The 21,545-nt window shown below is 32.0% G+C and carries 16 protein-coding genes; 5 read left to right on the top strand and 11 right to left on the bottom strand.

All coding sequences use genetic code 11. From position 1 onward, the window contains the following. Positions 1–722: 722 nt before the first annotated feature. From RH82_RS05195 to RH82_RS05175, 5 genes are all read right to left on the bottom strand, one after another. Entirely contained in the window at positions 723–1,661 is a 939-nt protein-coding gene (locus RH82_RS05195) for an NAD-dependent epimerase/dehydratase family protein (RefSeq protein ID WP_034058752.1), read from the bottom strand. 145 nt (positions 1,662–1,806) lie between these two features. Next, positions 1,807–2,169, bottom strand: coding sequence for a hypothetical protein (locus RH82_RS05190; protein WP_052158221.1), 363 nt, complete (start codon positions 2,167–2,169; stop codon positions 1,807–1,809). 149 nt (positions 2,170–2,318) lie between these two features. Next, the gene (locus tag RH82_RS05185) at positions 2,319–2,660 is read right to left on the bottom strand and encodes a DinB family protein (RefSeq protein WP_162182446.1); all 342 of its coding nucleotides are present in this window, start codon (positions 2,658–2,660) and stop codon (positions 2,319–2,321) included. Positions 2,661–3,157: 497 nt separating this feature from the next. Beyond that, the gene (gene thrC / locus RH82_RS05180; protein WP_034058750.1) at positions 3,158–4,450 is read right to left on the bottom strand and encodes a threonine synthase; all 1,293 of its coding nucleotides are present in this window, start codon (positions 4,448–4,450) and stop codon (positions 3,158–3,160) included. A gap of 3 nt (positions 4,451–4,453) precedes the next feature. Then, positions 4,454–5,374 (bottom strand): homoserine kinase, encoded by a 921-nt coding sequence (locus RH82_RS05175; protein WP_034058748.1) that lies wholly within the window; start codon positions 5,372–5,374, stop codon positions 4,454–4,456. 126 nt (positions 5,375–5,500) lie between these two features. Here RH82_RS05175 and RH82_RS05170 point away from each other — a divergent pair, with 126 nt between their 5' ends. Further along, the gene (locus tag RH82_RS05170) at positions 5,501–5,959 is read left to right on the top strand and encodes an Lrp/AsnC family transcriptional regulator (protein ID WP_034058746.1); all 459 of its coding nucleotides are present in this window, start codon (positions 5,501–5,503) and stop codon (positions 5,957–5,959) included. Positions 5,960–6,122: 163 nt separating this feature from the next. Here RH82_RS05170 and thrA read toward each other — a convergent pair whose 3' ends face one another. Then, positions 6,123–8,567: a bifunctional aspartate kinase/homoserine dehydrogenase I gene (thrA, locus tag RH82_RS05165; protein ID WP_034058745.1), complete on the bottom strand. Its 2,445-nt coding sequence runs from the start codon at positions 8,565–8,567 to the stop codon at positions 6,123–6,125. Between the two features lie 191 nt (positions 8,568–8,758). Between thrA and RH82_RS05160 the strand changes: the two genes are divergently transcribed. Continuing rightward, on the top strand, positions 8,759–10,327 hold the full coding sequence (locus RH82_RS05160) for a bifunctional ADP-dependent NAD(P)H-hydrate dehydratase/NAD(P)H-hydrate epimerase (protein ID WP_034058742.1): 1,569 nt from the start codon (positions 8,759–8,761) through the stop codon (positions 10,325–10,327). Between the two features lie 55 nt (positions 10,328–10,382). Here the strand turns inward: RH82_RS05160 and RH82_RS05155 are convergent, their stop codons facing one another. Next, positions 10,383–11,744, bottom strand: coding sequence for a TlpA family protein disulfide reductase (locus RH82_RS05155; RefSeq protein WP_034058740.1), 1,362 nt, complete (start codon positions 11,742–11,744; stop codon positions 10,383–10,385). A 128-nt stretch (positions 11,745–11,872) separates the two neighbouring features. Here RH82_RS05155 and hutH point away from each other — a divergent pair, with 128 nt between their 5' ends. After that, the gene (hutH, locus tag RH82_RS05150) at positions 11,873–13,399 is read left to right on the top strand and encodes a histidine ammonia-lyase (protein ID WP_034058739.1); all 1,527 of its coding nucleotides are present in this window, start codon (positions 11,873–11,875) and stop codon (positions 13,397–13,399) included. On the opposite strand, the gene RH82_RS05145 is transcribed toward hutH, so the two are convergent. The 4 genes from RH82_RS05145 to RH82_RS05130 form a co-directional block, all read right to left on the bottom strand. Next, on the bottom strand, positions 13,396–13,728 hold the full coding sequence (locus tag RH82_RS05145) for a TraR/DksA family transcriptional regulator (protein ID WP_034058736.1): 333 nt from the start codon (positions 13,726–13,728) through the stop codon (positions 13,396–13,398). The genes hutH and RH82_RS05145 overlap by 4 nt on opposite strands. Beyond that, positions 13,725–14,120, bottom strand: coding sequence for a PLDc N-terminal domain-containing protein (locus tag RH82_RS05140; RefSeq protein WP_034058734.1), 396 nt, complete (start codon positions 14,118–14,120; stop codon positions 13,725–13,727). The genes RH82_RS05145 and RH82_RS05140 overlap by 4 nt, the downstream gene beginning before the upstream one ends. A 104-nt stretch (positions 14,121–14,224) precedes the next feature. Then, complete coding sequence (locus tag RH82_RS05135; protein ID WP_052158219.1) at positions 14,225–14,605, bottom strand: hypothetical protein; 381 nt, start codon at positions 14,603–14,605, stop codon at positions 14,225–14,227. A gap of 99 nt (positions 14,606–14,704) precedes the next feature. Beyond that, entirely contained in the window at positions 14,705–17,257 is a 2,553-nt protein-coding gene (locus tag RH82_RS05130) for an ATP-dependent Clp protease ATP-binding subunit (RefSeq protein WP_034058733.1), read from the bottom strand. A 423-nt stretch (positions 17,258–17,680) separates the two neighbouring features. On the opposite strand from RH82_RS05130, the gene gyrA reads away from it, so the two are divergent. Continuing rightward, positions 17,681–20,230: a DNA gyrase subunit A gene (gene gyrA / locus RH82_RS05125; RefSeq protein WP_034058730.1), complete on the top strand. Its 2,550-nt coding sequence runs from the start codon at positions 17,681–17,683 to the stop codon at positions 20,228–20,230. 49 nt (positions 20,231–20,279) lie between these two features. Further along, positions 20,280–21,518 (top strand): tetratricopeptide repeat protein, encoded by a 1,239-nt coding sequence (locus RH82_RS05120; RefSeq protein ID WP_034058728.1) that lies wholly within the window; start codon positions 20,280–20,282, stop codon positions 21,516–21,518. The last annotated feature ends 27 nt before the right edge of the window (positions 21,519–21,545 follow it).

Genomic DNA, 21,545 nt, shown 5'->3' with positions numbered 1-21,545 from the left:
AATTTAGAAGTGTATTTCGTTAATTTCTATTTGTTATATACGCAGGCTGTATTACCTTTTTTATTTAAGATTGTTTTTAATTCGGTTAGAATCTATCTTACTTTTTGTTTAGTGATAGTTTCAAGCTCATTTTCTAAAATAGGAACAACCGTATTTTGTTTTTTGGAAGTTTTCAACTTTTCTATAAGTAGTTTGTATTAGTTGAATTTCTTTTGTTTGGTAATAGTTTCTAGATTTTCTATAATTGTGTTGCTTTTATCGTCCTAGTTTCCAGTAATAGTTTCAATTTCTTTTTCTATAATCACATTGTTTTGTTCATTAGAGTTTTTAAGTTTTTCGATAAGTCATTTATACTTAGAAAACTTGTCTTTTTTAGTAATAGTTGCAATATTCACTTCTAAAATCACTTTACTTATTATCAATAACTTCAAGTTCGTCTATTGATCTATTGTTTTCTGAACAACCATAGAATATACTTCTAATTATCACTAAACCAATTACTGTTGTTTTCAAAATGTTATAATATTAACTAATGGTTAGTTTCCATTAAGTATATCAAAACTATTCCGTGTTGTATTCAACCTTATTCAACGAGTTGCCTAAGGTTAGTGTTGGATTTCAAAGCACTTAATTTCCGTTTGATTAATTTGTCTATTTAAAATTATAATATTGATATTCAATATTATAGGTCCATTATAGATAAAGTTTGATGGCTTTTTTTTCTATTTATTAAATTCAGTCAGTGGAATAACAGCAGGATTAAATTTAATTCCTAAATCTTGTATAGCAGCATCGTTTTTATAAATAATGTGAGCACTTCCATTAGGTTTTTCATTATTTAGCATTTTGGTAATATCGGAAACTTTCCAACTTTCGCTACTTAATAAATAATTTTTGCCGTGTAAGCCTTTTTTAGTACAAGCACTATAAATTCCATTAGCTACGTCTTTAACATCGACCAACGCAAATTCAATATCATTGTCATAAAACATTTGTATAAAGGGATTGGGAGCTATTTTATTCTTAAATAAAAACTGTAAACCTGAAGAAGTTGAATCTTCTCTATTGGATAAAGATTTCCCCATTACTCCCGTAGGCGAAACAGTTGTTATTTCAAAATCAATACTCGGATGCTCGTTTATAAACTTTTCTACTGTCTGGTTAGCAATAAATTTTGCTTGTGCATAAGGATGACTTTCTTCACTCATAAATGGAGTGTCATTTTCATCCACAGAATCGTGAGGACTCTTATTGCCCGGAGGCAATGGGAAATTTGTGTTGAATGCCGCGACAGATGCTATAAATACTACTTTTTCAATCGTAGGTGTTTCATTAATTACTTCAATAAAATTTTCCGTTCCTTTAATTGTTGGGTCAAACAATTCAGTTTTTGGGTCTTTAACATCTAATTGAAAAGGTGTTCCGCCGTGAACAACTATGTCACATCCTTTAATGAATTCTTTTAGTTGATTTTTGTTTTCTACTTTTAGAGGAAGAATTTCAAGATTTACAGCATTCGGTAATTTCTTTAAATGGCTGTATTTTTCTGTCTTAGAAATATCAGTGGCTGATACTTTAACATTAAACCCTTCTTGTAAAAATTTTTTTGTAGTATGACTTCCTATGAAGCCTGAACCGCCAATAATTCCAACTGTTTTCATCTTTTTAATTTTTTGATTAGTTATGGTTTTCTAAATATATGCTATCGACTTTATGTATCTTAAGTTAGCTTGTTTAAATATAAGTTATAAATTAATAATTACTTGTTTTTTAACACAGTACTTTGTGGTGAGTAAAATCTAGCACTTAATTTTCTCTTATAAATTTCATTGTCCAATTTGTTTCCCACTCTTTTACTTTTTCATCAAAATAGGCTTGTCCCCAAAGCGCAGTATTTTCAGATTGCTTTTTCCAAGTAAACCTTAATTTGTATTCTTTTCCTAGATATAGTTCTTTACCATAAAATTCTCCAATCCCATTTTTAAATTCTCCAATCACTTGCTCTTTTAAATAGTTTTCTGGACATGATGTGTCAGCCCAATAAATTCTCCAAATATTTGTTTTAGTGTTAACCATTCTGAAACTAAATCCTATAAAATTGTTTCCAAAATGAGATGATTTCATTTCGTCCATTAGACCCATTCCATTAAGAAATGGTTTGGTCTCCATTTTGGCGGGAAATTCAATCCATTCATTACAGTTTTTCAGTCGTTCTTTAAGTTTTTTGTTTTGTACATTCCATTTTCCTATTAAAAATCAAAGTTTTGAATTGCGATAAGAATACTATTTGCTTTTGTATTTATGTCCATATTTAATTATTAAACATATTTTTCTCTAACTACATTCATGTGATGTATCTCATGTCCTGCAATGACAAAAGCCATCGCTAAGGGCGAAGTTGGAGCTTTACTTGCCGTACCAATCCTAGACAAGACTGCATGATCTAAATTTTCGATTAAAGTAATTGTTGCCATTCGAACGGCTCGATATTCACTCATAATGGATTCAGGAGAACGATTAGGTGCATTCATAAAAGGAGCAAATTCATCTTGATCAAATCCAGGTAATGCCGTCGTATCGTTTCGCGCAATACGAAGCGCCCGATAGGCCAAATTCGTTTCGCATCCATCATATGAATTAAGACTTCTTTTATGGTCCATTGTCCTTCGGCGTAGGCATGATCCCATCTATTTCTAGGCCATTCTCTAAAAAACTGCTCGATATCTGTGAGTTGATTTTTTAAAGCAGCAACAATATTTTAGGTTTCCACCAAATTAATATAGCGTTTAAAATATTCACTTGATTCGTTTGCTTGAAGTTTTCGTGGTGTCATCTTGATTTGATGTTGTGTTTTTTATAAAAAAGATTAGAACTTAATTATTTTCGTGTGTGCCTTTTGATGCTGAATCATTAGTTCTCATGCATCAAATAAATTTGGTTTGCCATTTAAGTTGTTTTTTTGCTTCGAATAATAAAAACATCCCTAAATTTTTCCAATCCTATTTTAAAATTCTCCAAGGACTTGCTGCTTTACATAGTTTTCGGTACTAGATGTGTTAGCTCAATACCTTGTCGAAATATTTGTTTTAGGGCTAACCTTTCTGATACTCTATCCGACAAAATCATCTACAAAATGAGATGATTTCATTTCGTCCATTTACTTCAACAAAAAATCTTTCAATTCCTCATAACTACTAATACGAGTTGCTACTTTTTTATTACCCATTACAGATTGTATTTGCTCTGGTAAGTCTTGTTTCACTTTTATTACTGCTTCAACTACATCTAAAAACTTTGTTGGATGTGCAGTTTCTAAAAACACACAATGTGCATTAGGATTATGCTCTAGGTAAGCTTTACAACCTAAATAACCAACAGCGCCATGAGGATCTGCAACGTAGTTATAGTTGTCGTAAATTTCTTTTAAGGCTACTTTAGTTTCAGCATCACCAAAACTATAAGAAGACAAGTTGTTTTTTAATGCGTTAAAGTTATTTCTATAGATTTCGCGAATGCGTATAAAATTACTTGGATTCCCAACATCCATTGCATTACTTATAGTTTGTACAGATGGTTTTGGGTTATAATCCTCAGTTTTTAAATAGTGCGTTACAACGTTATTCTCGTTATTAGAGGCTATAAAGTGCTTAATTGGTAGACCTAATTGTTGTGCCATCATTCCAGCACAAACGTTTCCAAAGTTCCCACTTGGTACAGAAAACACAAGCTCATTATGTGTTTTATGTAATTGCTTGTAGGCAAACATGAAGTAGAAGAGTTGCGGCAACCAACGCGCAACATTTATAGAATTAGCAGAAGTTAATTGCATTTTACTAGTGAGTTCTTCGTCTAAAAAAGCACGTTTTACCATGTCTTGGCAATCATCGAAAACACCATCAACTTCAAGCGCTTTTATGTTTTGTCCTAATGTTGTTAATTGCATTTCTTGAATGTTACTGACTTTTCCACTAGGATAGAGAATAACCACATTTACGCCTTTAACACCTAAAAAACCATTTGCAACAGCGCCTCCTGTATCTCCAGAAGTGGCTACTAAAACAGTAACTTCGTTTGCATTGTTCTTATTAAAATAACCTAAACAACGTGCCATAAATCGCGCGCCAACATCTTTAAAAGCCATTGTTGGTCCATGAAATAACTCAAGAGTCGAAATGTTATCGTTAAGCTTTACAATTGGAAATTCAAACGATAAGGTTTCTTCTACTATCGTTTTTAGAATGGTTTCGGGAATATCTGGACTTACGAATTGTTTTATAGCTTCGAAAGCAATTTCAGAATAGCTAAGATTATCGATGTTTTCAAAAAACGATTGTGGTAAAGGTGTTATAGTTTCAGGGAAATATAAACCTCTGTCTGGAGCCAATCCTTTTATAACTGCATCTTTAAATGATGTGTTTGGTGCTTTATGATTTAGTGAGTAGTAGTTCATTGTTTATAATATTTTTATACCTTCCGCATTAATTTTAGAAGTGAATGTGTAAAATTCAATTCCTGTTTTTGCATATACTTCTTGAATTGCTTTTTCTACTTTTTTTGCCGTTTCTATTCCTTCTGATAAAGAAAAAACAGAGGGCCCAGAACCTGAAATCCCACTACCTAAAGCAGATTTGGCGAGAGCAGCTTTTTGGACTTCACTAAAGTAAGGAATCAATTTACTTCTGTAAGGTTCTACAATAACGTCTTGCAGAGATTCGCCTAATAGACTATAGTCATTGGTATGTAAAGCATGAACAAAACTACCGACATTAGACCATTGTGTGATGGCATCTTGCATAGGAACATTTTTTGGTAAAATACTCCTAGCTTCTGCTGTTTTAACTTCTATTTGTGGATGAATTATTGTTGCATATAAATTGGATGGAGTAGGTAACTCTAGTATTTTTAATGGTTGATTACTCTTTACTAAAGTGAAACCTCCAAAAATGCCAGGAGCAATATTATCTGCATGTTCACTGCCACTTGCAACAGCTTCACCTTTCATAGCAAAGTTAGAAAGTTGGGTTTTATTATAAGGCTTACCTAACAATTCGTTTAAAGCAAAAACAGCTCCAGAAGCACTTGCAGAACTACTACCAATTCCACTTCCTGGTTTGATTTTTTTGTAGATTTCAATGTCAAACCCGCAATCTGGATTAGCATGATTATATAAAGCCAATGCAGCAACTCCAGCAACGTTTTTTTTTGTTTCTAATGGTAAATCATAACCTTCAATTTTAGTTATTTTAACACCTTTCTCTACCGTCTTTTTTATAACCATTTCATCTCCGACAGTATCTAAACAAAAGCCTAGTACATCAAATCCACAAGATACGTTTGCTACTGTTGCTGGTGAAAATATTTTTATTTCTTTCATTTTGAAAGGTTCTAATTATAATGTCTTTAATTTATATTATTTTCGTACAAAAATACATTAATACTTATATTTGCACAATAACATTCTGTCAAACTTTAGTTAAACCAAAAAATATTCGAAAATATTATGAAAGACGAACTAGATTCGAAAGATATTCAGATTTTGAGCCTATTATTGAATAATGCACGGCTCTCTAATAAAGAGATAGCAGCAAAGATTGAAATTGCACAGTCTAGCACACACGATAGAATTAAGAAATTAACCAAAAAAGGATATCTAAAAGGGGCATTTGCTCTAATTGATCAAAAAAAATTAGGTCTCAATATTGAGGTAATGTTATCCATTAAGCTAAACAAGCAACACCGTTCAATAATTGCAGATTTCATAGAAAAGGCCTCTCAATTCCATGGTGTTATTCAATTATTTCATATGGCAGGCAACAATGATTTTATTTTGCATATTGGCGTAAGAAACTCTGATGAGTTAAGGAGCTTTATTCTCGATAGACTATCTACTTTAGATTATATACAAAGCACCGAAACTACCATGGTTTTGCACAATGAAAGGGTAAATAATATTCTATAATATTCCATAAGGCAAATCACAACCTTCAATTTTAGTTGTTTTTATACCTTTTTCAATCGTTTTTTAAAATCATTTCGTCTCCAAACAGTAAGTATCTTAACAAAATCCTAGAACATCAAATCCGCAGGAAACGTTTGCGACACAGTTGCTGGTAAAAATATTTTTATTTACTTCCAATTTTAATAATGTCTGCAAATAAACCAGATGCAGTGACATCTGCTCCAGCTCCAGCGCCTTTTATTATTAATGGCTGCTCTGGATAGCGTTCAGTATAGAACATAACAATATTATCTTTTCCTTCAAGGTTATAAAATGAATGCCCTTCAGGAATTTCGCGTAAACCAACTTTAGCCTTTCCTTTTTTAAATTCTGCAACGTATTTTAATTGGCAGTTTTTTTCTTTTGCCGAAGCATATAGTTTTTGATAATGTGCTTCGTCTGTTTTAAGCGTTTTATAAAAATCGTCTACAGATTCGCTTTCTAAATTGGCTTTGGTTAAAAATGATTCATTTTCAATAGATTCAATTTCCATTTTACCACCATTCTCACGCGCTAAAATTAATATTTTTCGAGCCACATCAATACCACTTAAATCAATTCTTGGATCTGGTTCTGTGTAGCCTTCAAATTGTGCGCGTTTTACCGTATCATGAAAATTAGTACGATCACTAAAGTTGTTGAATACAAAATTTAAACTCCCAGAAAGTACCGCTTGAATACTTGTTACTTTATCTCCAGAAGACACTAAATTATTTAGTGTATTAATGATTGGTAATCCTGCACCAACGTTTGTTTCGAACAAAAACGGTGTATTAAATTTAAGCGCTAGATCTTGCAAGAGTTTATAGTTCTTATAAGCACTAGAGCACGCAATTTTACTACAAGCGACAACAGCAATACTATTCCTTAAGTAATGCTCATACATTTTTGAAACTGCTTCATTAGCTGTGACATCTACAAAAATGCTGTTACGTAAATTAAGTTCTTTAGCTTTATCTAGAAAACCATTTAAACTTGATTTTTCTGCATGATGAAATCTTGATGCCCAATTATCCAATTTGATTCCTTCAGCATTGAAAACCATTTTTTTAGAATTAGACAGACCAACAATACGTACATCAAGTTTTAAATTCTTTTTTAAATAATCACGCTGTTGGTGAATTTGATCAATGAGTTTTTCTCCAACATTGCCAATACCGGTAATAAATACATTTAATTGTTTTATGTTGTCTTCAAAAAAGCGCTCATGAATTGTATTTAAAGCCTTTTTTACATCTTTTTCTGCTATTACTGCTGAAATATTTCTTTCTGAAGCACCTTGAGCAATAGCTCTAATATTAATATTATTTTTTCCTAAAGCGCTAAACATTTTTCCACTAATACCTTGATGACTTTTCATGTTATCTCCAACTAAAGCAATAATTGAAAGATTTTGTTCCACAAGAATAGGATCTATTTTGTGCATTGAAATCTCATATTCGAAGGCGAGATTAATAGCGTTTTCAGCTAAAATTGCATCATTTTTAGAAATTCCAAAACAAATTGAATGCTCTGAAGATGCTTGAGTAATTAATATAATATTAATTTTTTCTTGAGATAAAGTTTCAAATAAACGCTTTGAGAAACCTGGAACACCAACCATACCATTGCCTTGCAATGTTAATAGAGCAATATCATTTATATTGGTAATACCTGTTGCTGTTGAAGAATTTTTGTTGCCTTCATTAGATATTATAGTACCTTTTTCTTCAGGTTTAAGTGTGTTTTTTATATGGATTGGTATATTTAAATCTAAAACAGGTTGAACAGTAGGAGGATATAATACTTTAGCTCCAAAATGAGACAACTCCATTGCTTCTTTATAGCTAATACGTTCGATAGGGAAAGCTTGTTTAACAAGCTTAGGGTTTGTGGTATACATACCACTAACGTCTGTCCAAATTTCTAATTTATCGACATTTAATGCAGCTGATATAATAGCAGCAGAATAATCTGAACCGCCACGTCCAAGCGTTGTAATCTCATCTAATTCAGATTTTGAAATAAAACCAGGAAGTATCGTTATATCTTGTGTAGCGTCACTAAAATAGTTTTGAATTTTTGTATTTGTAGGTGTAAATTTAACTTCAGCTTTCGTGAAATTAGAATTTGTTACAATAAGTTGTTGCGTGTTTTTTCTAGAGGCGTTTAGTCCTCTAGATTTTAGAGTTTCAGCGATAATAAATGAAGATAAAATTTCTCCAAAACTCACTAAACGATCTGAGGTTTGAGGCGATAACTCATTTATTAGAAAAATACCATCTAAAAGGTTTTTAAGATTTTTTAATTTACCTTCTAATGCATTAACAATTGTAAGGTTCTTTTGCGGAATTAGCTCTTCTAAAATTTTTATATGTTTAGCTTTAATAAACTTGTATTCTGCTTTGTAATTTTTATTATTAGACTTAGCTAAGTCTCCAGATTTGAGTAGTTTATCTGTGATTCCACCAACAGCAGAAACGACACATATTACCTTATCTTTTTTAGAATAATTTTCTAAAATTGTGATAACTTTATTGATGTTTTTTGAAGAACCTACAGATGTTCCTCCAAATTTTAATACTTGCATTTGTATTGAATTATTATTTTATAAATGATAGTGAAATGTATTACTTTTACCTGAATAACAAAACTAATTAATGATTTTTATATAATTCTGAATTTTATTCACTTTAATTTTTAATTTGAGTGTATAAATCACTTAGGGCTGAATTATATTGAACGATTTTATAGACCTAATTAACACTACGGAAACCAAATATGAAAATATTCTCTAAAGAGCAAATTTACGAAGGCGACAAGCTAACCCAAGAAAAACAAAAAATTTCATCAACCGAACTAATGGAACGGGCTGGAATTCAAATTTTTAATTGGATTCATACAAGAATGCAAGGTGCTCAAGTACCAATTCATGTATTTTGCGGTATTGGTAATAACGGAGGAGATGGATTAGTAGTAGCAAGGCATTTAATTACACATGGTTATAATGTTAATACCTATGTTGTTAATTATAGTGCTAAGCGTTCTAAAGATTTTTTAATTAATTATGATCGCGTTAAGAATGTTTCAAAACAATGGCCAACATTATTAAGTTGTGAAGACGACTTTAGTTCAATTGTAATTGATGAAAAAGACATTATTGTTGATGCCGTTTTTGGCATAGGTTTAAATCGTCCTGTACATGCTTGGGTAAAAGGATTGTTTAATTATTTTAGAATCACTAAAGCCTTTACTTTATCTATAGATTTGCCTTCAGGATTGTACACAGATAAAGGTGTTGACGATTCAGAAGCAGTTGTAAATGCTGCTTATACGCTTAGTTTTCAAACTCCCAAATTAGTGTTCTTTTTACCTGAAACGGCAAAATACTCTGTGCAATGGGAAGTTTTGGATATTGGTATTGATCCAGAATATTTAATTAATACAGCAACTGAGGCTGATTTAATTGGTAAAAACGAAGTATTACCTATTTATAAACCTCGTGAGAAATACAGCCATAAAGGTACTTTTGGTCACAGTTTAATAGTAGGAGGTAGCTATGGTAAAATTGGAGCAGTAACATTAGCAAGTCGCTCTGTCTTGGCTGTTGGCGCTGGGAAAATAACAGCTTATATACCAAAATGTGGTTATATACCATTGCAAACTGCTTTTCCAGAAGCTATGGTAATTACAGATACAGATGAAGAGAAAATTACTAAAATAGATTTCGATATAGAACCAACAGTTATTGGTGTTGGAGTAGGGTTGGGTACAGATGCTAAAACTGTTTCTGCTTTAGAAAAGTTTTTAAAAACGAACAGAAAGCCTTTACTTATCGATGCCGATGGCTTAAACATACTCTCTAAAAAGAAAGCATTGTTAAATTTATTGCCAGAATTAACCATTTTAACGCCGCATCCTAAAGAATTAGAAAGACTAGTAGGCAAATGGAAGAATGATTTCGATAAATTAAAGAAAACTAAAGCATTTGCTAAAAAGTATAATGTTATTGTAGTTATAAAAGGAGCAAATACAATTACTGTTTTCGATGATAAGTTATATGTTAACGCTACAGGAAACCCAGGATTAGCAACTGCAGGAACGGGAGATGTTTTAACAGGAATGATAACAGGATTAGTTTCACAAGGATACGAACCATTACAAGCCACGCTTTTTGGCGTGTATTTACACGGTAAAAGTGCAGATATATTAATAGAACAGTTAGGTTACCAGAGTATAATAGCAAGTAATGTAATAGATGGTATAAGCTTGGCTTATTTAGATTTGTTTAAACCAGTCGAAGACATACAAGTAGAACAGGCTGATGACGGCGAAGAAGCAAAACAATAGCGCATAAAAAAACCGAGATTGAAAAACGGTTTTTTTTATGCTTAAAATTTTAAGACTAGATACTTAAAGAATCGAATAATTCAATTAATTTTGGATTAGAAGGTCTAGGAGCATCAGCAGAAACAATGTTTCCTGTTGGATCTATTAAAATAAATCTTGGAATACCATTAATACCGTAATCTTGTACAAACTTGGATTGCCAAGCTTTATCAGCTAATAATTGAATACCACCTAACTCTTTATCTTTAACCATGGTTTTCCATTTGTCATAAGCATCCGCTGTATCTACTGAAGTACTTACAAAAGCAATATTTTTACCATGATATTGTTTCTCAACTTTTTGTAACGAAGGAATTTCTGCTTTACAAGGTCCACACCAAGTAGCCCAAACATCTACATACACATATTTCCCCTTTAAATCTGCAAGAGAAGTTGTTCCACCTTTGTGGTTTTCATAATCAACAAAAGTAGGTGATACTTTTCCTTTCACTAATACTTTAGACTTATTGTAATTAACTTCTATGTCTTCTTTAATTTTGTCGTCTGTAGTATTTTTAGATAAAAAAGTATGCATCTTATCTAAACTGGTGTTACCAGGAGATAATGCCATTTTTGCTAAATACCCAACAACTTCATTTTTCAAAGCTGGAATTTTAACATCACTAACAGCCGTTAACATTGAAGGTTTTAATTCACTAATATCATCTAAATCATCAAAAATAGGACTTAGAATACTTCCAAATGCCAGTTGTTGGTATGCTGAAGAGTTTTTATAATCTACTTCATTATCGTAAGACATATTTTTTAATTCTGAAGGTAAAAAGTCTTCAGAAGCTTTAAAATCTTCTTTCTTAGCATAATGAGCATGCGCCTTTTCATAATCGTTTAATAACGAATAAGAATCGTACTTTAAGTTTTTTAACTCCGCAGTAACAAAATCAGCATCTGCGCCTTCAAGCTTATTTAATGTTTCTTTATTTACATCCATTAAAGCATTTACTTTAGCCTTAAAATCGGCTTCATTTAAAGAGTAAAAAGCAGTTGCATCACCTTTTAACGTCGTTGAATTTTCAGTTTTTGTTTTGAAATAGTTGTTTACTGCAGCAGTAGCGCCTTCAAAAGAAAAACCTTCTTTATTTTTATTTATAGTAACGTTATCTCCATGTTTAAGATAAAGTGAAGCTCTTTCTCTTCCAATTGAGATATTATAAAAACCATGGTCTGTAACTTTTAAAGTATCTAAAAAAGTTCCATCTTCAGATATTTCAATCTCATGCTTAAATTCGATTCCATTAATCATTGCCTTTTTAGCTGCAGGTGCATCCATTTTACCAGAAACCACAACGTAATCAATTTTCGGTTCTTGCTTACAAGCTACTATCGCTAGGACTGATAAGGCTAATACTATTTTTTTCATTTTCTAGAATTATTTATTATGAATCAAAAATAAGTTATAAATGTTAATTTTAATCATTTTAATAAATTATTAACAATACTTGCATAACTTGTTTGGAATTAAGACTTTTGATTTACTTAAAACTAGCCATGAGCACATACCATAATATATCTTCAGAAAAACTTGACATTGTAACGATTTACAATATTTTTAAAGACAAAAAGAAACTAAAACTATCTAAAGAGTCTATTCAAAAAATTAAAGTTTGTAAAACCTATTTAGATAAAAAACTTAGAGAAGCAGATAAGCCTTTTTATGGTATTAATACTGGTTTTGGTTCGTTGTATAATGTAGAAATTTCTAAAAAAGATTTAACAAAACTACAAGAGAACTTAGTTATGTCTCATGCCTGTGGAACTGGAGATCGTGTTCCAGAAAGTGTTGTTAAAGTGATGTTACTTTTAAAAATACAATCTTTAAGTTATGGACATAGTGGTGTACAGTTAGAAACTGTAAACCGTTTGATAGACTTTTTTAATAATGATGTTTTTCCGTTTGTATTTACCCAAGGATCACTTGGTGCTTCTGGTGATTTAGCGCCTTTAGCACATTTAGCTTTACCATTAATTGGTAAAGGGAAAGTGGTACATAATAAAAAAGAAGTTAAAGCGAGCACAATACTAAAAAAGTTTGGTTGGGAACCAATAGTGCTTGAAGCAAAAGAAGGTTTAGCGCTTTTAAATGGAACACAGTTTATGAGTGCTTATGGCGTTTACTTATTATTAATGTCTCACAAAACATCGTATTTAGCAGATGTTATTGCAAGTATTTCATTAGATGCTTTTGATGGTAGAATAGAACCTTTTCATGATTTAGTACATCAAGTACGCCCGCATCCTGGACAATTAAAAGTGGCTAGACGTTTTAACGAGTTTTTAAAAGGAAGTGAACTTATTACTAGAGAAAAAGAACATGTTCAAGATCCTTATTCATTTAGATGTATACCACAAGTTCATGGTGCAACAAAAGACACTTTAGATTTTGTTGAAAAGGTTGTTTTAACCGAGATTAATTCGGTTACAGATAATCCCAATATTTTTCCTGAAGAAGATCTCATTATTTCTGGTGGAAATTTCCATGGGCAACCATTAGCTTTAGCACTTGATTATTTAAAAATTGCTATGGCAGAAATTGGTAATATTTCTGAACGTCGTGTGTTTCAATTAGTTTCTGGATTACGAGGTTTGCCAGCATTTTTAGTAGATAATCCTGGATTAAATTCTGGATTTATGATTCCACAATACACAGCTGCCAGTATTGTTAGTGCTAATAAACAATTGGCAACGCCTGCAAGTGTAGATAGTATTGTGTCTAGTAACGGACAAGAAGATCATGTAAGTATGGGAGCAAATGCCGCAACACAAGCTTATAGATTAATTAGAAATGTAGAGCGCGTAATTGCCATAGAATTAATGAATGCAAGTCAAGCTCTTGCGTTTAGAAGTCCTCTAAAAACGTCTCCGTTTTTAGAATCTTTTTTAGAAGCGTATAGAAAAGAAGTGTCTTTTGTTAAAAAAGACCGCGTTTTACATGATGACATTGAAGCTTCTATTCAGTTTTTAAAAGATGTTGATGTGGAAATAGAGGAGTTGTTTTTGAATAATTATGGCGTTTAACTTGCGCAATTAACACAAAAACGACTGTGAGGTCTTATCATTATGCGTCCCAAAGGAATTTGTGATTTACATTTTGCGCAAATACCAAAATTTGGGTTGTTAATATTTGATAAAGTTATTTGAAGATTCTTGAATTTTAGATCCGCTGTTCTTAAAGCAGCTTCGTTAACAGATTTGTTATTTATAGCATCCATTCTAGACACCCGACCAATAGCATTTTCTGGAGCAATTGGTTTTGTTAATTCTTTTAAATTAACAATCGAAGTTTCAGTTTTCACAAGTTCTTCATTAATTACTTGTTTAATTTCTTCTAATTGTTTTGATGTCATAAAGCCTTAATTTTATCATCTATTGTTTTGTATGGCAAAATCTCCACAAAATAATATACGATAGAACCTATAGAGGAGGTGAAAATTAATATTAAAGTCCACATTAGTTTCTTGTTACTATCGTTGGCTATATTATTGTTAGCATGAATGATATAATATATTAAAAGACCAAGTGATAAAAAGCTTGATAGTATTATAAAGAGAAACATAATGGCAAAATTAGCCATGAATTCGGCTGGAAATTGACCTGGATTATTTTCCATTGCCTCTAAACGGTGAATGTTTCCAAAGGTTTTAAATATAAAAAGAAAAAAGAATATAAAATAAGTAATTAGAAACACTAAAGGTAAGAAGGTTAAAATACCTAGCCATATTTTTCTGGTTTTTGTCATTGTAGTTTAGTGCTATAATTGAAAATTAAAAAATACCTTTTCATTAAAAAGAGATACAGGACTATTCTAATATCTATTGCTAATTACGAGACTTGGTTTTGTATTCAATTAGAGGCTTCACAAAGTTTATTTGCCCAATGAATAGCCTCATCTATTTGTTTAAACGTTTCAAATGGCTTATCGAAAAACAGTTTTTCTAGTAAAGCATTATTTATGGCGATTTCTTTTTTTGATACTACCGAAAAGCCAATAAGTGTTTTTATTTTTTTTGTTTCGAAATAAATTGCAGGATCTACAGCGTAAGAATTTACACGATTTGTAATATAAACAAAGTCTTTATTTTTGTAAAAGGTTTCGGCTAAATCTATCAGTATTTTATTATGTTTTACTTCTATTGTTTCTCCTTGATTTACAACCATAATCAAATAATTTTCATGTATAGACACGTAGCCTATTCCGATGTCTATATGTGAGTTTTTTATCATGTCCTTGTATTCTAACTAGCATAAGGTACAAAAAAAGAAGTAGTTATTTAATTGTTATTAAATAACTACTTCTTCGAAATTAGCACAAATTATAAAAATTTAAGACTCCGTAGGCTTTTCAGCTTTTTCAATTTTAATTGTTATGTCGTCGGTTTTACTGTCCAAGTCCATAATAATTTTATCACCTTCAGAAACTTGAGAGTTAATTATTTCTTCGGCTAAAGCATCTTCAACATACTTTTGTATTGCTCTTTTAAGTGGTCTAGCACCATATTGCTTATCGAAACCTTTATCTGCTATATAATTTTTAGCAGCATCAGTTAATTCTAAGTGGTAACCTAGGCCTTCAATTCGTGATAACAGTTTTTCTAATTCAATATCTATAATTTTGTTGATATCCTCTTTTTCCAACGGATTAAAAACGACAACATCATCAATTCTATTTAAAAATTCTGGAGCAAAAGATTTCTTTAATGCATTCTGGATTACTGCTCGAGCATTAGCATCTTCTTGAGATTTTTGAGAAGCTGTACCAAATCCAATGCCAGTACCAAAGTCTTTTAATTTACGCGCTCCAATATTAGAAGTCATTATAATAATGGTGTTTCTAAAGTCTATTTTACGTCCTAAAGAATCTGTTAAATAGCCGTCGTCTAAAACCTGTAATAACATATTAAAGACATCTGGATGTGCTTTTTCGATTTCATCTAAAAGAATAACCGCATATGGTTTACGTCTCACTTTTTCTGTAAGCTGTCCTCCTTCTTCATAACCAACATATCCCGGAGGTGCACCTACTAATCTTGAGATAGCAAACTTCTCCATGTATTCACTCATATCTATTCTAATAAGTGACTCTTCATTATCAAATAACTCACGAGATAACACTTTGGCTAATTGTGTTTTACCTACTCCTGTTTGACCTAAAAATATAAATGAACCAATAGGCTTGTTAGGGTCTTTAAGTCCTGCTCGATTACGTTGAATTGCTTTTACAACTTTCGCAACGGCTTCGTCTTGACCAATAACCTTACCTTTTATAAGTTCTGGTAATTCTGCTAGTTTGTTAATCTCTTTCTGTGCAATACGATTTACAGGTACGCCAGTCATCATAGAAATAACATCTGCCACATTATCTTCGGTTACAGTAACCTTATGTAATTTAGTGTCTTCTTCCCATTTTTCTTGAGCAACAGCCAATTCCTTCTCTAAACGTTTTTCATCATCACGTAAACGTGCTGCTTCTTCATATTTCTGTTTTTTAACGACAGAATTTTTGGTTTCCTTTACTTGTTCAAGTTTATTTTCTAGTTCAATAATTTGTTTAGGCACATCAATATTTGTAATGTGAACACGGGAACCCGCTTCGTCTAAAGCATCAATAGCTTTGTCTGGAAGAAAACGTTCTGTCATGTACCTATTAGTCAATTTTACACAAGCTTCAATAGCCGCATCTGTATATTCAACATTATGGTGTTCTTCGTATTTATCTTTAATATTATTAAGAATCTCAATCGTTTCTTCAACAGTAGTTGGCTCGACTATTACCTTTTGAAAACGACGTTCTAAAGCACCATCTTTTTCAATATACTGTCTATATTCATCTAAAGTTGTAGCGCCAATACATTGTATTTCTCCTCTTGCTAGAGCAGGTTTAAACATGTTTGAAGCATCTAAACTTCCAGTAGCCCCACCAGCACCAACAATAGTGTGTATTTCATCTATAAATAAAATAACATCATCATTTTTTTCCAGCTCGTTCATTACGGCTTTCATACGCTCTTCAAACTGCCCTCTGTATTTTGTCCCTGCAACTAAGCTTGCTAAATCTAAAGTCACCACACGTTTATTAAATAAAATACGAGAGACTTTTTTGCTAACAATTCTATTGGCTAAGCCCTCAGCTATTGCACTTTTACCAACTCCAGGTTCTCCAATAAGTAGTGGGTTGTTCTTTTTTCTTCGACTTAAAATTTGAGACACACGCTCAATTTCTTTCTCACGCCCAACCACAGGATCTAGTTTTCCTTCTTGAGCCATAACAGTAAGATCTCTACCAAAGTTGTCTAGAACTGGTGTTTTAGACTTCTTATTACTCTTTCCTGCTGGTGTGTTAAATATGTCTTTAGAATCGTTACCTTCATCGTTCTTTGAATCATCATCCTGAAAAGATTCTGAGGTTGGTTCTACATAATTACTATCGTCGTTTGTAAGCATAGACTTAAATTGTTCTTTAACATTATCATAATCTACTTTAAGCTTATTTAGAAGCTTAGTTGTAGGATCGTTTTCATTTCTTAAAATACACAGCAGCAGATGCGCTGTATTAATAGACGTACTTTGAAATAGTTTTGCTTCTAAAAAAGTAGTTTTTAAAGCACGTTCTGCTTGCCTTGTTAAGTGCAGGTTCTTTTTGTCGTTAGAAGTAATGCTAGCATTGGGATTTGCAGGGCTTAAAATCTCCACTTTTCTTCTTAGGTGATTTAAATCGATATCTAATGCATTTAAAATATTAATGGCTTTTCCATTTCCATCTCGCAGTAAACCGAGCATTAAGTGTTCTGTTCCAATAAAATCATGGCCTAAGCGCAATGCTTCTTCCTTGCTGTAAGCTATTACATCTTTTACTCTTGGTGAAAAATTATCATCCATATAGTTATTCCTTTGGTCATTAAATTTAGTAAATCATATTATCACAGGCAAAAACTATTCCTTAAATAATATGTCATGCCATTTTTTAGTTGAAATTTTAATAGAATAAACGCTTTTTCTTTTTTTGCATTTCTATAAAAAAAGTAAAGCATAGCTTAAGTTACGGTTTCTTTTTTTATCGAAATAGAAAGGAAAAAAGCACGCTTTATTCAGTCATTTCAAGTAAGAGATGGTTTTCTACGCTAATAGACAAAAAAAAGTTTATAAAATCAAAACAATTAACAAGATAGTTATTAACGAAAAAAGACATTCGAATTGTTAATAAAAACTCTCAAAAATTAGGTATAAAGTCTTACCATGACTAATGAAATTATTATATTAGCGCGTTACGAAATAACTACAAAAATTTAATTAAAATTATATATGGCAGAAGGCGAAAAAGTGATTCCAATTAATATTGAAGATGAAATGAAATCGGCTTACATTGATTATTCTATGTCAGTCATTGTGTCACGTGCTTTACCAGACGTAAGAGATGGTTTAAAACCAGTACATAGACGTGTACTTTATGGTATGCATGAACTGGGTGTTAGATCAAATAGTGCGCACAAAAAATCTGCAAGAATAGTTGGGGAAGTTTTAGGTAAGTATCATCCACATGGAGATACTTCTGTTTACGATGCAATGGTACGTATGGCTCAAGAATGGAGTTTACGTTATATGCTTGTTGATGGACAAGGTAACTTTGGATCTGTAGATGGAGATAGTCCCGCAGCAATGCGTTATACAGAAGCAAGAATGCGTAAGATATCTGAGGATATGTTAGCAGATATTGATAAAGAAACTGTAGACCATCAATTAAACTTTGATGATACGCTAGAAGAGCCAACAGTTTTACCTACACGTATTCCAGGTTTATTAGTAAACGGTGCCTCTGGTATTGCCGTAGGTATGGCAACAAATATGCCGCCTCACAATCTAACAGAAGTTGTTGACGGTACAATTGCTTACATCGAAAATAATGATATTGAGATTGACGAGTTAATTACACATATTAAAGCCCCAGATTTTCCAACAGGCGGAACAATTTATGGCTACGATGGTGTAAAAGAAGCCTTCCATACAGGACGTGGACGTATTGTTATGCGTGCAAATGCTAATATCGAAGAAGTTCAAGGTAGAGAATGTGTTATTGTAACAGAGATTCCTTACCAAGTGAACAAGGCAGATATGATTAAAAAAACTGCCGATTTAGTAAACGATAAGAAACTAGAAGGGATCTCAACGATAAGAGATGAGTCTGATAGAAACGGAATGCGTATTGTTTACGTTTTAAAACGTGATGCAATACCAAACATCGTTTTAAATAAATTATACAAATACACGGCTTTACAATCGTCTTTTAGTGTCAATAATATTGCACTAGTAAAAGGACGTCCTCAATTATTGAATTTAAAACAATTGATTCAATATTTTGTAGAACACAGACATGAGGTTGTTGTAAGACGTACTAAATATGAATTGCGTAAAGCTGAAGAGCGTGCACATATATTAGAAGGTTTAATTATTGCTTCAGATAATATAGATGAAGTAATAAAAATTATTAGAGCATCTTCTAATGGAGATGAAGCTCGAAATAATTTAATCGAACGTTTTAAATTGTCTGAAATCCAAGCGAAAGCGATTGTTGAGATGCGTCTGCGTCAATTAACAGGATTAGAGCAAGATAAACTTCGTAATGAGTTCGAAGAGATCATGAAAACGATTGAAGACCTCAAAGATATTTTAGGTGATGAAGCTCGTAGAATGACTATTATAAAGGACGAGTTAGTTGTTATTCGTGATAAATATGGAGATGATCGTCGTTCTATAATAGAATATGCTGGTGGAGACTTAAGTATCGAAGATATGATTCCAGACGAAAAAGTAGTGATTACTATTTCGCATGCTGGTTATATTAAACGTACTTCTTTATCTGAATATAAGACACAAAATAGAGGAGGTGTTGGACAAAAAGCATCGACCACGCGTAACGAAGATTTCTTAGAACACTTATTTGTTGGTACAAACCATCAATACATGTTATTCTTTACCCAAAAGGGAAAATGTTTCTGGATGCGTGTTTACGAAATTCCAGAAGGCAGTAAAACCTCTAAAGGTAGAGCAATTCAAAACTTAATAAATATTGAGCAAGACGATAAAGTAATGGCGTTTATATGTACTCAAGATTTAAAAGATGAAGAGTATGTAAATAGTCATTATGTCATTATGGCGACTAAAAAAGGACAAGTTAAAAAGACCTCTTTAGAGCAGTATTCTAGACCAAGAACTAATGGTATTAATGCTATTACTATTAAAGAAGATGATGTTTTATTAGAAGCTAAATTAACAACTGGTGAAAGCCAAGTTATGTTAGCATTAAAATCTGGGAAAGCCATTAGATTCGAAGAAGCTAAAACAAGACCAATGGGACGTAATGCTTCTGGTGTTAGAGGTATTAGGCTTCAAGACGAGAAAACAGATGAAGTTATTGGTATGATTGCTGTAGACGATATGGAAAGTAATATCCTAGTCGTTTCAGAGAATGGTTATGGTAAGCGCTCTAGTTTAGAAGACTATAGAATTACCAATAGAGGTGGAAAGGGTGTGAAAACTATTTCTATTACTGAAAAGACAGGTAGCTTAGTATCTATAAAGAATGTAACAGACGAAGATGATTTAATGATTATCAATAAATCTGGTATTGCTATTAGAATGGCAGTTGCAGATTTACGTGTTATGGGTAGAGCAACACAAGGTGTAAAACTTATTAATTTAAAAGGAAAAGATTCTATTGCTGCAGTTGCTAAAGTAATGCATGAAGATGATGAAGTGGAATTAGACGAAGATGGAAATGTAATACTTCCTGAAGGTTCTGAAAACACTGATGATTCTGAAAACGGCACGACTGTTGCTTCTAACGAAGAAGAATAAGTAATATAAATTTAATTCCTATTATTAGGAATAATTAAAATGTAAACTAATGAAAAAACAACTAATTCTTACACTGGCTTTATGTGTAACTCTTTTTTCTTTTGCACAAAAGAAAGAATTGAAATCTTTAGAAAAAGCTGTTAAAAACAACAATTTTGCAGAAGCTAAAGCAACTGCAACAAAATTAGAGTCTATGCTTGGAAGCATGGATGATAAAATGAAGTCTAAATTTTATTTTGCCAGAGCAAAAGCATTGTATGCTAATGGAGCTGGTAATATAGCCGATTTTGATACTGCTTTTAACGATTTATCTAAAGTGGATAAAAAATACGTGAGCGATGTAGCACAAACTAAAAAGTTTGTTCAGAACGAACTATTGTTAAAAGCAAATGGTTTTTATACAGATGGGAAATATGCTCAAGCTTCTAGTTTATTTGCAATGTTATATAAATTAGTGCCTGAAGATCAATCATATTTATACTATGCAGCGGTAAGCTCAGTTCAAGGTGAAGATTTTGACTCTGCATTAAAGCACTACATAGCATTAAAAGATGTTGGATATACGGGTATTAAAAAACAGTATTTTGCTACAAGTAAAGAAACAGGTGAAGAAGAAGTGTTAGATGAAGCTACTCGCGATGTATATGTTAATACTGCAAAGTCACATGTTAGTCCTGGAGAAAGAATGACAGAATCTAAAGCTGCTGATATTACAAATAAGATAGCTTTAATTTATGTAAGTCAAGGTAAAAATGAAGAAGCTTTAACAGCAATCAAAGAAGCGAGAATGGTTGATCCTTCTAATACAAGTTTAATTCTTACAGAAGCTAACGTACAGTTGAAATTAGAAAATACGGAGGCCTACGGTAAACTTATCAAAGAAGCTGTTGCAAACGATCCTAATAATAAAGACTTACTTTATAATTTAGGTGTAATATCTGGTAAAGCTGGTAATAAAGCCGATGCTAGAATGTATTATGAAAAAGTACTTACAATTGATCCAGAATATTTAAATGCTTTAAAGAATATATCGGCTTTAATTTTAGAAGAGGAAAATGTTATTGTAAAAGAAATGAATAGTCTTGGAAACTCGGCTGCCGATAATAAAAAATACGATGTATTAAAAGCAAAGCGCGTAAGTGTTTATAAAGAAGCCATTCCCTTTTTAGAGTCTGTTATTGAAAAGGATACTTCAGGAATTGATTTTGCTAGAACACTAGCTGGTATTTACGGTGCAATAGGAGAGAATGACAAAGCGAAAGCATTGAAAGCTAAATTTGGTTTATAGCATTTCATTCAAATCATAAAAAAAACA

Source organism: Lacinutrix jangbogonensis (assembly GCF_000797445.1).
Classification (GTDB): domain Bacteria; phylum Bacteroidota; class Bacteroidia; order Flavobacteriales; family Flavobacteriaceae; genus Lacinutrix; species Lacinutrix jangbogonensis.
This window is presented reverse-complemented; position numbering and strand designations above follow the sequence as displayed.

Excerpts from the sequence above, each read along its gene's own strand:
- RH82_RS05145 (WP_034058736.1), bottom strand. The coding sequence starts at position 13,728 with ATGACATCAAAACAATTAGAAGAAATTAAACAAGTAATTAATGAAGAA.
- RH82_RS05135 (WP_052158219.1), bottom strand. The coding sequence starts at position 14,605 with ATGATAAAAAACTCACATATAGACATCGGAATAGGCTACGTGTCTATA.
- RH82_RS05190 (WP_052158221.1), bottom strand. The coding sequence starts at position 2,169 with ATGGAGACCAAACCATTTCTTAATGGAATGGGTCTAATGGACGAAATG.
- RH82_RS05130 (WP_034058733.1), bottom strand. The coding sequence starts at position 17,257 with ATGGATGATAATTTTTCACCAAGAGTAAAAGATGTAATAGCTTACAGC.
- RH82_RS05160 (WP_034058742.1), top strand. The coding sequence starts at position 8,759 with ATGAAAATATTCTCTAAAGAGCAAATTTACGAAGGCGACAAGCTAACC.
- RH82_RS05185 (WP_162182446.1), bottom strand. The coding sequence starts at position 2,660 with ATGGACCATAAAAGAAGTCTTAATTCATATGATGGATGCGAAACGAAT.
- RH82_RS05175 (WP_034058748.1), bottom strand. The coding sequence starts at position 5,374 with ATGAAAGAAATAAAAATATTTTCACCAGCAACAGTAGCAAACGTATCT.
- RH82_RS05170 (WP_034058746.1), top strand. The coding sequence starts at position 5,501 with ATGAAAGACGAACTAGATTCGAAAGATATTCAGATTTTGAGCCTATTA.
- RH82_RS05140 (WP_034058734.1), bottom strand. The coding sequence starts at position 14,120 with ATGACAAAAACCAGAAAAATATGGCTAGGTATTTTAACCTTCTTACCT.
- gyrA (WP_034058730.1), top strand. The coding sequence starts at position 17,681 with ATGGCAGAAGGCGAAAAAGTGATTCCAATTAATATTGAAGATGAAATG.
- hutH (WP_034058739.1), top strand. The coding sequence starts at position 11,873 with ATGAGCACATACCATAATATATCTTCAGAAAAACTTGACATTGTAACG.
- thrA (WP_034058745.1), bottom strand. The coding sequence starts at position 8,567 with ATGCAAGTATTAAAATTTGGAGGAACATCTGTAGGTTCTTCAAAAAAC.
- RH82_RS05120 (WP_034058728.1), top strand. The coding sequence starts at position 20,280 with ATGAAAAAACAACTAATTCTTACACTGGCTTTATGTGTAACTCTTTTT.
- thrC (WP_034058750.1), bottom strand. The coding sequence starts at position 4,450 with ATGAACTACTACTCACTAAATCATAAAGCACCAAACACATCATTTAAA.
- RH82_RS05195 (WP_034058752.1), bottom strand. The coding sequence starts at position 1,661 with ATGAAAACAGTTGGAATTATTGGCGGTTCAGGCTTCATAGGAAGTCAT.
- RH82_RS05155 (WP_034058740.1), bottom strand. The coding sequence starts at position 11,744 with ATGAAAAAAATAGTATTAGCCTTATCAGTCCTAGCGATAGTAGCTTGT.